General features: G+C 58.1%; 9 protein-coding genes. 1 reads left to right on the plus strand and 8 read right to left on the minus strand.

Annotation, left to right across the window (positions count from 1 at the left end; translation table 11 throughout):
* Positions 1 to 33: 33 nt before the first annotated feature.
* From HDE72_RS06355 to tcuC, 8 genes are all read right to left on the minus strand, one after another.
* Positions 34 to 489, minus strand: coding sequence for a hypothetical protein (locus HDE72_RS06355; protein WP_183738057.1), 456 nt, complete (start codon positions 487 to 489; stop codon positions 34 to 36).
* Positions 490 to 807: 318 nt separating this feature from the next.
* Positions 808 to 1,179, minus strand: coding sequence for a hypothetical protein (locus HDE72_RS06360; RefSeq protein ID WP_183738059.1), 372 nt, complete (start codon positions 1,177 to 1,179; stop codon positions 808 to 810).
* Positions 1,176 to 6,137: an RHS repeat-associated core domain-containing protein gene (locus HDE72_RS06365; RefSeq protein ID WP_183738061.1), complete on the minus strand. Its 4,962-nt coding sequence runs from the start codon at positions 6,135 to 6,137 to the stop codon at positions 1,176 to 1,178. Before HDE72_RS06365 ends, HDE72_RS06360 begins: the two co-directional genes overlap by 4 nt.
* Positions 6,127 to 7,482, minus strand: coding sequence for a DUF2169 family type VI secretion system accessory protein (locus HDE72_RS06370; protein WP_183738063.1), 1,356 nt, complete (start codon positions 7,480 to 7,482; stop codon positions 6,127 to 6,129). Before HDE72_RS06370 ends, HDE72_RS06365 begins: the two co-directional genes overlap by 11 nt.
* Before the next feature lie 14 nt (positions 7,483 to 7,496).
* Entirely contained in the window at positions 7,497 to 9,653 is a 2,157-nt protein-coding gene (locus HDE72_RS06375) for a type VI secretion system Vgr family protein (protein WP_183738065.1), read from the minus strand.
* A 77-nt stretch (positions 9,654 to 9,730) separates the two neighbouring features.
* The gene (gene tssG, locus HDE72_RS06380) at positions 9,731 to 10,777 is read right to left on the minus strand and encodes a type VI secretion system baseplate subunit TssG (protein WP_183738067.1); all 1,047 of its coding nucleotides are present in this window, start codon (positions 10,775 to 10,777) and stop codon (positions 9,731 to 9,733) included.
* Positions 10,741 to 12,582 (minus strand): type VI secretion system baseplate subunit TssF, encoded by a 1,842-nt coding sequence (gene tssF, locus HDE72_RS06385; RefSeq protein WP_183738069.1) that lies wholly within the window; start codon positions 12,580 to 12,582, stop codon positions 10,741 to 10,743. The genes tssG and tssF overlap by 37 nt, the downstream gene beginning before the upstream one ends.
* Positions 12,583 to 12,675: 93 nt before the next feature.
* Complete coding sequence (gene tcuC, locus HDE72_RS06390; RefSeq protein ID WP_183738071.1) at positions 12,676 to 13,995, minus strand: MFS transporter; 1,320 nt, start codon at positions 13,993 to 13,995, stop codon at positions 12,676 to 12,678.
* A gap of 294 nt (positions 13,996 to 14,289) precedes the next feature.
* Here tcuC and HDE72_RS06395 point away from each other — a divergent pair, with 294 nt between their 5' ends.
* Positions 14,290 to 15,126: an HDOD domain-containing protein gene (locus HDE72_RS06395; RefSeq protein ID WP_183738073.1), complete on the plus strand. Its 837-nt coding sequence runs from the start codon at positions 14,290 to 14,292 to the stop codon at positions 15,124 to 15,126.
* The last annotated feature ends 6 nt before the right edge of the window (positions 15,127 to 15,132 follow it).

The raw sequence follows: 15,132 nt of genomic DNA on the forward strand, positions 1-15,132 counted from the left end.
GTCACATCATTCTTATGTGAAATAATATTGTTTTTATATAAGTTCATCTTTTCCATACACTATCATAGTCACACAATATGATGATTTTTGATCTGATTTTATTATTATGTCTCCCCATGAAAATGAAAAAAAATCCTCATATGGAGTTGTTTTTTCTGCTTCTTGAAATAGAAATCTCGAAATTATTTTGCTTAAGTATGTTTTTTCTTTTTTTAATTCCGAGTTGCTTGATTCGTAGCCTAGTTTATTCACTTCTCCATCTAGCCAAATGAATTCTAATATAAGTAGTTTTTCATTTTTAAATCTTAATATTAGTTTCATTTTTAGTTGGTTGAAATAGATTCCTTGGGTGCTATATGTTTCGAATTCATTCGTTTTCCCAAAATACTCTAATTTTTCTATTTTTAATATATCATTTTTTGATGTGTTTTTACCTATTATAATATTGTCATTTATTTCTATTTCTCCAGTTTCTTTGTTTATTTTCATGTTGTGGCCTAGGGAATTTAAGGGTTTTTGCATGGGGTAATAATTTTCTTATGTCGGAGTCATCGACGAAAACTCTACTTCGAGATTTTTTTACTAATTTATGAAGAACGGTAGTGCGGGAATTTTTTTATTATTAATGATATACATTTTCCTTATATTTTTTTCAAATCCAAGATTTTTTATGTAGAATTTTTTTTCCTCTTCAAAATTTAAACAAAATATTCAAATATAAATATTATCATTCATTTGTTGTATTGTTTTTATTCCTATTTATTTTTTCTGAAATATCACTCTTATTCGTTTTATTGAGAGTGGTTCTTATCTTTGGAAATTAATTTTAACTATTTTTTTATCTTTCTTTGAGATAAGGTAAACTATTGTTCGTCCTAGCGAGGTGCCACCTCCTAGCTTTGGTCTCTCTCCCTCTGCAAGGTTAGGGTGGAAAGTTAATTCTATTTCATTTTCTTGATCTTTTACATAGATTATGAAATCTTCTATATTTTTTTGTTTTTCTTTGAAATCTTCATAAGCTATTAGGGAATATATAAAGTATTTTCCCAATATTCTATCATTGAAATTTTCTGAATATTTCATTTCTCTTCCTTTTTTATGGTGTGTGTTTTCCGAGGAAGTATTTCTACCAATCGATAGAATAATGAGTAATATTAAAATAGTAGTGATATTTTTCATAAATAATATATTTTTCCATTTTTTGAGTTGTATCCTTTGAAAGTTCCATTTGGAGATCCTAAATAACCTCTGTATTCGGTTTTTCCTATTCCTTTGTATTTTGCGGCATCTATATCTGCTGTTGAGAAATTATTGCTATCGTAGTAGTCATTTTCTTTTGTGGTAGGTTTTCCTTTTCCTGTTGAGTAATTTCCATGAGTATGCCAATACCCTGTTTCTTCACAATTTTTTGCAATTTTCTTGCCACTCCAAGGGTCGACGCCATCGACATCTCCACGAGTCGCTTTGGTAAAGTCATATTTCCCATTTTTCCCTTTGTAAATTAGACCGCCGTACTCAAGATTGTCTCGAATTGATTTTTTATTGTAACGACTTAATGCGGCGCGAGCAGCGCCATCAGCGCTGGAAAAACGGCCACCGAGACAACAATTCCCACATTTTTTTTGTAACCCGAGTGGATCAATCCACATTGTTGGGTTGGGTGCGTAGGAATATAAGTTAATCCCACCAGATAACCCGACAGGATCTTGTGTGAGAAAACGCGATGTTTCAGGATCGTAGTACCTGTACCGGTTATAAAACAGCCCAGTTTCCCTATCCTCATACTGCCCCTGAAACCGCAACGGCTGTGCAATGTCGCCTTCAGTCTCAAGCAAGCATCCCCACGCCTTGTAGCGTGCGCTCCAGACCACGTTCCCTTGCGCGTCCGTCAGTTCACGTGGCGTGCCCAGGTGGTCGCAGTGATAATGGGTGATGCGGTCTTGCGGCGCTGCCATATCGGCTGCGGCCTGGATTTCTGTCCAGGCCGATGCGTGCAGCGCTTCAGCTTCAGCGTGTTCCTGCGCTATTGCCTCCTGCAATGCGGTATCGCGCCCAGTGTCTGGCAAGTCCCACGCAGCCATGCGGGGCAGATGTACTGCAGCTGTCTTGTGGCCTCCTTCCGATTGAATTCTCGCCAGTGGCACGAAGCTGTCCGGTTCGTACAGATATGTGACCGTATCGGCTTGGTCTAGTTCCTGTACCAGTACGTCGCCGTCCCAGACGAAGAAGCTGGTGTGGGTGGCCATATCCTGCGGCTGCTGCAATTGCTCTGTGTTGAGCTGTTTTGCGATGCGGCGGCTGAAGGCGTCGTAGAAGTACTGGGCGCGCTGGCGTGACTGGTGGGCCGTCTTGCTGGCGCGGCTGAGGCGGTTTTCGGCGTCGTATTGCAGTTCCAGGTCGCTCCAGCTCGATTGCCGGTTGGGTGGATGGAAGCGTTTGCTGGTGGTATTGCCTTGCTCGTCGTAGTCGTATGCGATACCGCCATAGCTTTTCAGCAGGTTGCCTTGAATGGGGGCGGTATCGGCCAGGTTGCCGGCAGGGTCAAAGGCAAAGTGTTCGGCCAGGCCAGGTTGCGAGGCGGACAGTAATTGTCCCAGCGGATCGTAGGTGTAGCGCAGATTGCCGAGTCGATTGTTGCCGATGGCGCCCGTTTGCAGGATGCCGGTCAGGTTGCCGAGTGCGTCGTATTGGAAGCGGCGCTCGCGCAGCGGTGCTGCGGTGTCGCTGTCGCGCCCCAGGGTCAGCCGCGTCAGCCGTGACTGCGGGTCGTATTGGCGTGTGGCGATCAGGCCGCCGCTGCCCAGGTGGCGCTGTTTTTCTCGATGCAAGTGGTCGCGTTCGACATCGATCACGGTCTTGCCGTGCCACAGCACACCATGCCAGTGGCCGGAACCGTAGCGTAGGGTGTCGATGCGGCGGCCATTGGGCAGTATTGTCTGGATGCGGTTGCCCAGTTCATCATATGCGTGTTGCATGACGAAGCTGGCGTCTGGCAACCGGTCTGTGTTGGGCAGCCTGGCGACCTCGGGCAGCGTTTGCAGGAAGCAGGCGCTGCGTTCTTCGATCAGTTGGCCCAGCGCATCGTGAAAGAAACGCTGCTCCGCCTGCGGGGAGGAAACGGCAGACAAATTACCGAGCGCATCGTAGGCATAGCGCACCACGCCATCGGCCGTGGTCTTGACCCTCAGCAAGCCCAGCGCATCGCGCAGCAACTCTGTACGCTGGCCGGCGCATTCGGTGGCGATCAGATTGCCGGCCGGGTCGTAGCTGTATTGCGTGAGCTTGCCGTCAAAGCCTGTTTCCGACAGCAACCAGCCTTCGGCGTGATAGCTGAGGTGGTAGCTTTCATCCTTGGCGTTGATCAGTTCCGTCAGTTGCAGCGCGCTATCGTAGCGGTAGCGCAAGGTTTGGCCGATGGCGTCCGTGCGTTCCACGGGCATGCCCTGGCCGTTGTAGCGGTAGCGCGTCTGTTGACCGGCCGCATCCAACTGCAGCAGCAGATTGCCGTCGGCATCGTAATGGTATTGCTCCTGGGTTTTATCGGGGCCGGTGAGCCGTATCAAACGGCCCAGGGCATCGTATTCGTAGTGGGTGGCATGGCTCAGCGCATCGTGCGTGGCGATCAGTTGCCCTTGCGCATCATAGGAATATTCACTGGTATTGCCGGAGCAATCCGTGTAGGCGGTGAGCAAGCCTCGGCTGTTGTAGCGGAAGTGTTTGCTGCCACCTTTGGCGTCGACCAGTTCGGCCAATTGCCCGCGCTGGTCATAGCGGTAGCGGGTAACTTTTCCCAGCGCATCGGTGATGGCAGTGGGGCGGCCCGCCGCATCGTATTCGCGCCGGGTGATGTGGCCCAATGCATCCGTGAAGACGACCGGTTGATTGGCTGCATCGTAGGCGATGCTGCTGCGGTGGCCCAGTGCATCGGTGCTGGCGGTCAGGTTGCCGGATGCATCGTAGGCATAACGGGTGGCGGCGCCGTTGGCGTCGATGTCGGCCAGCAACATGCCGTCGCGGTCCCACTCGCGCCGGCCCAGTATCACCGCCTTTCCATCCTGCACGCGGCGCACTTCGGTGACCAGCCAGTTGGCGTCAAAATGGTATTCCAGGATGCCGCCGTTTTCCATCACGCGGCTGGTGTCGTTGTCGATGTAATCGATCAACGTGCTGGCACTGCCATCGCGCGCGCGGGTGGCAATCGCCCGCGCCTGGTAGCTGTTGGCCACGGTAATGGGAAAGGTGGCGGCCAGTGCCTCGTCGCCCAGGCGGTTGCCGCTCCAGCGGGCGCGTAAAAAATCAAGGCTGATCCAGTCGAGATCGTAGATAAAACCCGTGTAGCCGGTGCAGGAAGTCAGCAAGTGATTGCGGTAGCTATAGCTGCGCGTGTCGCCCAGCACATTCGACTGGCCGACCAGGTTGTGGCGCTGCGCAAAGGGGGCTTGTGTCTCCTTTGCTTCGGCTTCATAGCGGTAGCGCACATGGCAGATGCGGCTGCCGTCCGCCAGTACCTCATCGATCCTGTCTATACGCGCCGGCAAGCTCGCTGCTGCGCGCATGGCCTCTAATACGCTGCCGTCATCGCTGCGCAGACGCAGTAGTACGGCGCCGGGCTTGGCGTCGGGGAAACGCTCGATGTTGACACCGCGTCCATCGCGCTCTTGCGTGCGCACCAGTTCAAAGCGTTGCGTGGCGGCAGGGGCGGACGGGGCCAGCATGGCGTTGACGCCATCGTAACCGTGGGGCAGCCAGCCTGTTTCGCCGCGCACAAAACGCTCCAGGCTGCCGTCGCGCCACAGCAAGGTAAATGTGTCGGCGGTATCGCGGGTGAGTGTAAAACCTTCCTTGCGGCTGTCGTATTGCTGGCCGGCTTCCAGGCCAGGCAGGCGCAAGGCGCGGCCGCTGTCGTCGTGGTAGACGATGCCGGCGCCGCACAGGGACAGGCTGGTGGTGTAGGGCGTGGCCCAGCGCGCGCCCAGCAAGCCCCAGTCTTCGCACTCGGCGCCCGAGCGGTAGCAGCGTGTCCAGGCAATGGGAATGCTGCGTTCCAGCGCAAAATCGGTCTGGTACAGAATTTCCTGGCCGGTGCCGAAATGCACGGGCTTGCGGCTCTTGACGGGCTTTTTTGCGGGCCCGCCATTTTTGGGACAGCAATCGGATGGCGCTTCCGATTTGGGTTCTTTCTTGCCACGGCTCTTGCCGTCATCGCCGCCGCTTTTCGGCGGAGGTTTGTCGAGTTTGGGGGGCGGCTTGACGGGCTTTTTGCCGACTATTTTTTCCTCGATTTTCTTGATCGTGGGCGCAGCTTTTTTACCGAGAAACTTGCTTAATAATTTGCCGCCGGGAATTTTACTGAACACCGCCGCTTGTAGTACGGTGCTAGCCACATTCATGCCGATCTCTGCGGCCGTGCCCAGCAAGTCAGGCGTCTTGCCGGTCAATATATAATCGGCCGCCTGATCGAGTACCGTGGCCGATGCCTCCATGGCGCTGCCACCGGCAACGGCTACCGTTCCCACGGTAGCGCCTGCGGCAGCGGCAGTTTCCATCGCAGCGGCAGCCGGGAGGCCTATTCCCGTGGCGCCGACAGCGGCACCCGCCACGCCCAGCACCGCGCTACCTGTCAGTATGGTGCCGCCCGCGTCCACCAGATCTGCCGCCGTGGCGTGCATTTCTTTAGAGCCGTGATCCTTGTATTCCTGCGCCGCTTCTTTTACTGCTTCCTTTAACTTTTGCAGCAGCGGCTTGGCGCTCTCGCCGCCACGCTCATAAATCTTGCCGACCGTATTGTGTGCATTCATCCATACTTCGCGTCCTACCTGTATCAGGTCGGCGCCGTTGGCATGGTGGATGGCGCTGGCGACCTTGGTGTCGACCTGCTTGCCGACGGTGCCGCTCTTGATGCCGCCTGCCTTGCCGGCCGCGTCGCCGGTGACGGTGGGTATCGTGCTGCGCTGGTGCAGGATGACGGGTTCGCTATGCGATTTGACGTTGGGCGAGACGTTTTGCGCGTTCGAGAATTCACCGGTGATGCTGTAAGGCAGCGGCGGCGTGCTGGAGCCGACTGGCGTCTTGCAAATGTCGGGGCTGAGGCTGACGCAATAAAAGCGTGACGATTTGGTGACGGTTTCATTGGTCATGGCTGGCCGCCTTGTCGCCTTGCCCAGCCATCTTGCTCAGTTCTTGCTGCGCCTGTTCCAGCAGTTCTATCCTGGCGATCTGCGCTGGCTCCATCACATGCAGCAGGCGCGCGGCGTTCTGGCCCGCATCGGCCGGCACGATGGTCCGCCAGACCAGTTCCAGGGTGGCCGCTTCGGGATCGATCAGCACCGTATCGATGGCCAGGCGCAAGACCAGCAACTGGTCCTGCTTGTCCGCCAGCAGCAGGCACATCACCTGTTGCGGCAGGGTAAAGCGCAGCACGGTATTGCCGCGCTGGTCGGCCCGGGCTGATGGATGATCGTGGCGGCACAGATTGGTCAGGGTAAATTGTTCCTGCCCAGCCAGGAACGGACATTGCTGGTCGGGCGGCGTGCTGTTCCAGTAGGCAAAGTCAAAATCCTCGGGCAGGGCCGGTATGTCGTCCGGGTCCCACTTGTCCTTTTCCTCGATGCTGCCGGCCAAAGTACGGCGCGGCAGCCAGCCACGGCCGATCGGCGCCAGTCCGGCCGGTGGCGGCAAGTCCTTGCCGGCGGCGCCTTGCCAGAACTGCGTCGCCGTGCAGGGCAGCGATGCGTAGCTGATGCGCGGCGCAGGCAGTTCATGGATGTGTTTCAGGTCCAGATACCAGTGGCGGGCAAAGCCGCGTCCCAGCGGATTGGCCTGGCAAGAATCGTGGGCGGCAAGCGGGCCCTTGGCGATACGCACTGCCGGCGGCAGGCCGTTGGCGGCGCAATCGTCGGCTGCGATGCGGCATTGCCCGCCATAGGCATAGGCGTAGTGCAAGGGTAATTGCAAGAATGGGACGGGGGTGCTCAGCTGCCATGGATTGGTTTTGAGCAAACCCACGCTGGCGATACGGGCGCAGCCTTGCGCCACGCGTGTCAGCACGGCCTTCTTGCGGAAGCTGCGTTCGCCGCATACCTGCAGGGTCTTGTCGATCAAGGACTTGTTGCCCGAGCGCAGACCGAGGTGAACCACAAACTGTGGCATGGCCTGCCCGCGCGGCGCATGCGCCACGGCGTTGACGATCACGTCGCAGCGCGGCTTGTACGGTGCAAAATCGCTTTCCTGCAAAGCGCCCGCCTGCGTGTCGCCGCCCAGGTGCAAGTCTTCGGTGGCCAGCGGCACCGGCCTGGCCGTGGGGGTCAAGCTGGCCCATCCATCGGCGCCGCACGGGCCGATGGCATAGCCCATGCGCGCCACCACCACATGAAAGGCCTGGCCGAATTGATCGACCATGTCGAACTGGGTGGCCGCGTGCGGTGTGCGATTGTCGAAGACCAGGTTGGGAATATTGAAATGGGCGTGACCGGTATCGCTCATGAAGGGTGTCCTGATCAGCCCGGATTGTTATCGATATCGTCGCCGTGGATCTGCACCTTGCTCCTGCCACGGATGATGATTTCATCGGCCACCAGTTCGATGCGTCCTGGCGTGATGGTGATGCTGGAACTGCCCACCGTCATGGTGTGCGAATCGCTGGCGCTGAGGCTGCTGTCGGCGCCGACGGTGATGCTTTTCGTCAGGCCTACCTGTTCCGTTTGCGTCAGCACGACCGTCGTGTTCATGGCGCCCAGCACCGTGGTCTGGTAGGCGGCGCCGATGGTGAGCACTTTGGCCAGGCCGATCAATTCTTCCTTGGCCAGCAGCACCCTTTCCGAGCGGTGGCCATCGATCTGCACTTGCTCGTTGCCACCCACGTGTTCGCGGCGGTGGTCGCCGATGTCGATGTGTTCGTCGTGGTCGACCCGTTCCTTGCGGTTGTTGTGCACGGTAATGTCTTCATCGTGGCCGACGGTTTCCGTGCGGTCGTGTTTGACGTGCACGGTTTCATCATGGTCGATGGTTTTGCGGCGGTCATTGCCGACCCAGTGCGATTCGTCGTGCTCTACCTCAATGCGCTGGTCTTTTTCGGCATGCAGCCACAGTTCTTCCGCATCTTTTCTGTCTTCGAAACGCAGCGCGTTGGCGTGCGCCGTGGTGCCTTTTTTCGATGAACGGCTCAGCATGCCGCTCTGGGTTTTATTGGCAGGCAAATCCCAGGGCGGCATATTGCGGGCGTTGTAGACGCAGCCGATGATGATGGGCAGGGCGACATTGCCATCGAGAAATTGCACGGCCACTTCCATGCCTATCCTGGGCAGGCTGATGTGGCCGAAGTTGGGGCCGGCCCAAGTTGACACCACCCTGATCCAGGGCGAGCTCTTGTCGTCGAATGTGCCCAGGCGGTCCCAGTGGAATTGCACTTTGACCCGGCCATAACCATCCGTATAAATCTCTTCGCCGGGCGGGCCCACCACAGTGGCCGTCTGCACGCCATAGATCTTCGGTTCGCGGCTATGGAAATTGCGGCCCGGACGCCAGGGGATGGCCCGTTCGATGCAGCTGAAGGTATTGCTGTAGTGCGAGCTGGCGTTGCGGCCTTGCTGGTAGTTATTGCTGGCGTAATGGTGCACCGACAGGATCAGGTATTCGGTGGCGGCCTTGCCTGCCGTGGCCACATCAAAATGGCCGTCCAGGGTGAACCAGCGCCCCGGCTGCGCCGTACGGTCGTTGCCTTGCGCCTCGAACAGCTGGCCTCGCGCGTCTCTCTCTTCCATGCGGCGCTGGGCCAGCGCTTCGCCGTCGTCGATATTCTTAAAGCCATAGCTGCCCGTGTTTTCATAGATTTCCAGCGGTGGCACGGCGCCTTGCCGGTTCAGGGTATCGCGGCTGGCGCGGGCGCTGCGCGGATTCTTGAAATTGAAACTGGCCACTGTCATCTGTGCGGGCGCCATGCGGCGCACCGTGCTCCAGTTGTGCACGCCATCATCTTCCGATGATCCTGCCTGATGCTGGAAGGGCATGGCGCTGAACTCGCCATCGATGGGCTTGCCGCTGCCGCTATCGTCGGACAGCCACAAGGTGTGGCCATCCAGCCGGTGTTCATAGCGGTAATGCCAGCCCAGCTGCTCCCAGTGGCGGTGCAGCAGGTTATGGTCGCTTTCATTGTGCTGGCAGGTGTAGGTGATGGCCGGATCGATGCCGGTGGCCGCCAGCTTGTAGTCGCGCATCAGGTAGTCTTCGAAGACCTTGTCCGTCAGCGCGGCCACTGTCAAGCCATGGAAGGCGACATTGTTTTGCCGCAAGTGCAGGTGGGCAAGCCACGGTTCCAGCACCATTTCATACCAGGCGAAACCGCCGTCGGTGCGCAGGAAACGAAATTCGAAGATGTAGCCATTAAAGTAGCGCAGGGTGCCGTCTTCGCGCACCAGTTCGATGGTGACCATCTTGCCCATCAGCTTGTCCGGCGCGATGCTGGCGTCGTCGGACAGCACTTCCACCACGTAGGAAAAATCGCGCGACAGGCTTTCACTGGCGTCCAGGCTATTGGCCAGCAGTTGCATGTTGGCCGGACCGTCACCGTGCGGAAAGCGCAGGCGCAGCAGGCGCTCGCCCTGCATGTCGGCCAGCAGCGCTGTCAATGCCGGGCTCGTATCTTGAAACGGCGTCATCGCACATCGCCTCGCGGTGGGGATAGTTGAGCGACTGTAACAATGGCGGGCTCAGGCGTTTTGAGCGGCCGCAAGACTCAGTCATTGAGCGGCGCCATCAGTGGCAAAACGTAATGCATATCGTCGCGTGCCCGCGTTGTCGCTTGCTGGCCGAGAAAGCTGTCGTAGCCCAGCCTGCTTTCGCCGGTGGCGCACAGGGTCAGTTGCTGCACGTCGCAGGCCCGCAAGACCAGCACGATGTCGTAGCGCAGCAGCGGCTGGCCAAACAGCGTCAACAGTTTTTTCAATTGCACGCTGTTGGGGGCGCCCGGCAGGAAGGCAGCATGCTGTTGCGCCGTCAACGGGCCGATGCGCAGGCGCGCGGCCAGCTCGGGACGGCGGCAGCGCTCGCCGACGACGGCCCGCTGGCCCAGCATGGCATTCACACCGCCCAGCGCGGTTTGTTCGCGCGGCGCCATGGTTTCCATGCCACCCGTCGACTCGGTCACCTGGACCGGCACGCCTAAGTGGGCGCTCAGGATGCGCGCCATGATGATGGATGACATGTTTTTCTGTTGCAGCAATCCGCTGTACAGGCCGATCGCTGTGCTATTGCCGTGCTCGTTACCGTAGTAGCCGGCCAGCGCCAAGAGCTGGGGCAAAAAGTTGTTACGCAGGGGACCCTGTTCGATGCGGTACTTTTGCCAGGCCTGGAAGAATAGCGCGATGGCGCGGCTGGAAAACAGGTCGAGAAAGTCGCGCGGACTGCTGTCGCGTTCGCTGTGAAGGTGGGCGGCGATGCGCTCCGAATAATGGCTGGGCAAGACGCCGTGGCTACCCAGGAAACCCATGAAGGTGGGCGTGATACGCAGATGCGGCAGCTGGCCCGACAGCAGCGCCTGCAGCACGGCGCCGGCATCGTCCAGTTCTCCCGTTGTCAATGCTTCGATCTGGCTGGCGGGAAAGCTCAGCGATACGCTATTGTCGAAGCGCACGATATCGGCCAGCGTCGTGCTTTCATCGACGCCGTGTTCGGCCAACCAGGCTTGCAGCAGGCGCAGCGCCTGGAAGCACGTAAAGCGCTGCGGCGCATCGAGCAACTGCTGGATTACGCTGACGTCGTTTCGGCGGAGCAGGCTGGGCATTGTATGAGTTCCTCGCCGCTGCGCTGCGATACCAGGGTCAAACGGGTAAAGCAGTTAAGCTGGCTGTTCATGGCGAAATAGCGCTGCAGCACCTGCGCGAAAATGAAGATGCTGCTGCCGGTAAATGCTTGTTCATCGATACCCAGCCGTATGGCGATGCCGGGCATTAAGGTGGGGAAGGGCACGGTAGCCATCCATTCGCGCGTGCTGCCGTGGGCCAAGGTGGTGATGCCGTGGATCAGCTTTTGTGTCGCGGGCGAGCGGGGCAGGTCGTACAGGCTGAGCATTTTCTGGAATTCACCCAGGCCCGCTTGCGTCAGCCCTGAATAATTGAGCGACAGGTGCGCGATCAAGCGCCAGTGCGCGCCGCTGCCTGCATCGAAGCGCAGGCTGGCCGAGGGCTTGCGCAGGAAACGCACCGGTATGCCGTCGGGCACGTCTTCGGCCGACAAGTCGCCGCCCGGCAAACCATACTGTAGCCGCGTAGGCAAGTCGCGGTTGCTGCATAGCAGCTGGGTTGATACGGTGGCGCACGCCGCAGTGCCTGGTGAGAATTGCGGGTCGATCAGGCTGAGCCGCATTTCATGGCCGGGGCTGATCGCCGCCACGGCCGCGTCGCGCCGGGCCAGCCAGTAGTGGCCGCCGCCAGCCGTCTGGTCGCCCTGCAAGGACGAATACAGGGGCAAAAAGCCAGTCAGGCGTTCGCCTGCCTCGTCCTTGCGCACCAGAGTCACGGCTTCGATGCTATGGATGTCATAGGCAGACGCATGCGTGGCGTCGGCGATCAGGGCGTAGTCGGGCTCGGTATGCATGAGCCGCACCGGCACGCCGGCCTTGCTGAACAGATTGACCACCGGTGTGCAGCCCAGCAGCAGGTTGTCACGGCTGACGCTCGCCAGCAGGTGCGCTTCGTGGCTGTCGCTGCGCAAGTGTTTGAGCGGCAAGTGCAGGGTGAAGCGGCGGCATTGCGCGGGCAGCAAGGTCGCCAGCATGGGCCAGTCGATATCGAAGAAATGGAATTTTTCGGGAAAGGCAAAGTACTCGGTGAGCAGGCGCAAGGCAGGGTGCGAGCGGGAGTCGAATGGGATCAGCGCATCGGTGTCGGCATAACCGGCTGGCCTCAAGGGCATGCCGCTGACGGGCAGCCAGGAACTGTGCTCATCCAGCGCAATATAAGCGCCGGCGTTGCGCAAAAACAAGGCGTCGAGCAGGGCTGCGCGCACGGACGGTTCGCCGTCGGCGAACACGCGCAGCTGTTGCAAGCCGGTTTGCTCCAGGTGATAGCTGTCGTTGCTGCTGGTGAAAGTAATGCTGAGCAGGGCGCTGGCGCCCTCTGGCAGGCGCAGTCCGGGCGGGGCGTCGATGATGGCCTTGAAGCGCAGCTTCGCGATCGTCAGCGGCGCCAAAGTTACATCGTAGGCGCTGCTGAATTTGCAGGCCACGCCCTGCACCGGATGCGAGCGCAGCACCGTGCCGCGTGCAATGGTGGTCAGCTGGCTGCCGGCAGGCGATTCTTCCTGGGCGATGCGGGCGATCGAGCACGACGGAAACGGCCGCAGATAATGCGGGTACAACGTTTCAAGCAGGGAGTCGGTAAATTGCGGATAGTCGTCGTCGAGGCGCTTGGCGACGCGGGCCGTGAGCAGGGCGAAGGACTGTATCAGCCGCTCGATATGGGGATCTTCACAGGTGTCGCCAGCGATCAGCAAGCGCCCGGCCGCCTTGGGGAAGCGGCTGGAAAATTCCCGCGTGTACTGGCGAAACAGGCCCAGTTCGCGCTCGTAATACGGTAAGAGTTGTTCCACGGTCGCGCTCTCCGCCAGCAGGAAAGTTCCATGCTGGCATCAGGCGCGGTGGTGGATATTGATTTCTAATAATGAACTTGCTTGCCCTGCTGTTTATGCACTGCGCGGTACGGCTGCCGCCGCCTTGCTGTCGCCGATGCTGGCTGCACCACCCTTGCGATACAGCATCAAAGTGGCGATCAGGCCGCAGATGGCGGCAAACGTCATCCACATGCCGGGGGCGGCGCTGTCGCCGGTCGCTTCGATCAGGCCGGTGGCAATCGCCGGCGTAAAGCCGCCGAAGATGGCCGTGGCCAGGCTGTAGGCCAGCGAGAAGCCGACCGTGCGCACGTCCACTGGCATGACTTCGGTCAACGCGACCACCATGGCGCCGTTATAGCTGGCGTACAGGAAGGACAACCACAGTTCCACGGTCAGCATTTTCTGGAAGCTGGCGTCGTGCACCAGCCAGCTCAGCGCGGGATAGGTGCTGAGGATGGCCAGCAGGCTGAAGCACAGCAACAAAGGCTTGCGGCCAATGCGGTCGGACAAGGAGCCCATGATCGGCAGCCAGATGAAGTTGGAAATGCCGATGCAGAAAGTGACGATCAGGCTGTCGCTGGTGCTCAGTTTCAGCACGTTCTTGCCAAAGGTCGGGGTGTAGACGGTGATCAGGTAAAACGACACGGTGGTAAACGAGACCAGCATCATGCCGGCGAGCACCAGGCGCCAGTTGCTGACCATGGAGCGGAAGATGGCTTTCAATTCAGGGCGATGCTTGCGTTGCTTGAATTCTTCTGTTTCTTGCAGCGAACGGCGGATGATGAACAGGACCGGCACGATCATGCAACCGACAAAGAAGGGAATGCGCCAGCCCCAGGCACCCACTTGCAGCGGGGTCAGGACCTGGTTCAGGCCATAACCGAGCGCGGCAGCGACGATGATCGCCACTTGCTGGCTGGCTGATTGCCAGCTGACATAAAAGCCCTTGCGGCCCGGCGTGGCCATTTCCGACAGGTAGACGGACACGCCGCCCAGTTCCACGCCAGCCGAAAAGCCTTGCAGCAAGCGCCCGGTCAAGACCAGGAAGGGGGCCAGGTAGCCGATGGTGGCATAACCGGGCACGAAGGCGATCAGCATGGTGCCGGTGGCCATCAGGGCCAGAGTGACGATCAGGCCCTTGCGGCGGCCGACACGGTCGACATAGGCGCCCAGCAGGATGGCGCCCAGCGGACGCATCAGGAAGCCGGCGCCGAAGGTCATGAAGGTCAGCATCAGCGAGGCGTAGGCATCACCGGCTGGAAAAAATGTCTGGGAAATATAGTTGGCGTAAAAACCGAACAGGAAAAAGTCGAACATTTCCATGAAGTTGCCACTGGTGACACGTAATACGGTGCCGAACTTCGACTGGGCAGGAGGGGAGAGGGTGGTCATCTAAGGTCTCAATAATGTTATCAACCGCCCATCTTGTTGTAGGCGGCTTTGGTAGTAGCCCGGTTGCAGCCACGCTTGCATCCACGGTTTCATCTCTATTATTACCGCTTTTTACGTTCGTTGTGTATGAGGGTTTACCACGTCAGACAGGATTAGTTTCCAATGGGAAAGGCTTCCAATAAAAACTGCTGTAATATTGGCAGCAAAGGGAAGCGATGCGCGAGCGGTCTGCGTTCCCACCTTTCCCCACACAGTACAGCAGAGCCAGCATAGGCCCGTCTCGGAGAACGATACATGGAACGATTGGCAGTATTTAAAATCATTGCGTTGCAGGCAAGTAAGGGTGAGCTGACCTTTCCCGCCAACGTCAAGGCGACCTTGAAGCTGCAAGATGCGCTCGATGATCCCGATTGCCATATCGAGGCGGCCGCGCGCATGGTAATGGCTGAACCGCTGCTGTCGGCCAGGGTCGTGGCGCTGGCCAATTCGGCCGCCTACAACCGTTCCGGCAATGAAATCGCCAATGTGCGCGCAGCCGTCTCGCGCCTGGGTTTTGCCACCTTGAAATCGATGGTGGCGTCTGTCATCGTGCGCCAGCTGGGTAGCCAGATCACCGATCCGCATTTGCGCGCCAAGGCCGCCAAGCTGTGGGAGCACACGGCCCACGTGGCGGCACTGAGCCAGGTGATCGCCAAAAAAGTCACGCATGTCGATGTGGAAACGGCCATGTTTGCCGCTATCGTGCACGAAGTGGGCGGCTTTTATTTGCTGTCGCGGGCCGAGGAATATCCGGGTTTGCTCGACGACAATACGGAAGACTGGATCGAATACGGCGAAAAGCTGATCGGCCGCGGCGTGCTGCGCCAGCTGGAAGTGCCGGACCTGGTGCTGCAAGCGGTGGAAGGCATGTGGCATGGCGGCAGCCCGTTTCCGCCGCGCACCCTGGGCGCGACCCTGGTGCTGGCGAACGACCTGGCGCCAGTCAGCTCGCCCCTGCATCCACCCGAAAGCGCCGCGCGGCGCCTCGCGGCGGCGAAGATCGACTTCGGCATCGGTGGCAGCACCTTGCACACCATCCTTGAGGAGTCGGCGGAAGAGATCGAATCGCTGGCGGCGGCCTTGCTGGTCTGACACGTT

Source organism: Janthinobacterium saanense (genome assembly GCF_014200675.1).
In the GTDB taxonomy this organism is placed as follows: domain Bacteria; phylum Pseudomonadota; class Gammaproteobacteria; order Burkholderiales; family Burkholderiaceae_D; genus Janthinobacterium.

What these genes read in the sequence shown, in the direction of transcription:
- tcuC (WP_183738071.1), bottom strand. Translation starts at nt 13,995, where the DNA reads ATGACCACCCTCTCCCCTCCTGCCCAGTCGAAGTTCGGCACCGTATTA.
- tssG (WP_183738067.1), bottom strand. Translation starts at nt 10,777, where the DNA reads ATGCCCAGCCTGCTCCGCCGAAACGACGTCAGCGTAATCCAGCAGTTG.
- HDE72_RS06370 (WP_183738063.1), bottom strand. Translation starts at nt 7,482, where the DNA reads ATGAGCGATACCGGTCACGCCCATTTCAATATTCCCAACCTGGTCTTC.
- HDE72_RS06365 (WP_183738061.1), bottom strand. Translation starts at nt 6,137, where the DNA reads ATGACCAATGAAACCGTCACCAAATCGTCACGCTTTTATTGCGTCAGC.
- HDE72_RS06375 (WP_183738065.1), bottom strand. Translation starts at nt 9,653, where the DNA reads ATGACGCCGTTTCAAGATACGAGCCCGGCATTGACAGCGCTGCTGGCC.
- HDE72_RS06395 (WP_183738073.1), top strand. Translation starts at nt 14,290, where the DNA reads ATGGAACGATTGGCAGTATTTAAAATCATTGCGTTGCAGGCAAGTAAG.
- HDE72_RS06355 (WP_183738057.1), bottom strand. Translation starts at nt 489, where the DNA reads ATGAAAATAAACAAAGAAACTGGAGAAATAGAAATAAATGACAATATT.
- HDE72_RS06360 (WP_183738059.1), bottom strand. Translation starts at nt 1,179, where the DNA reads ATGAAAAATATCACTACTATTTTAATATTACTCATTATTCTATCGATT.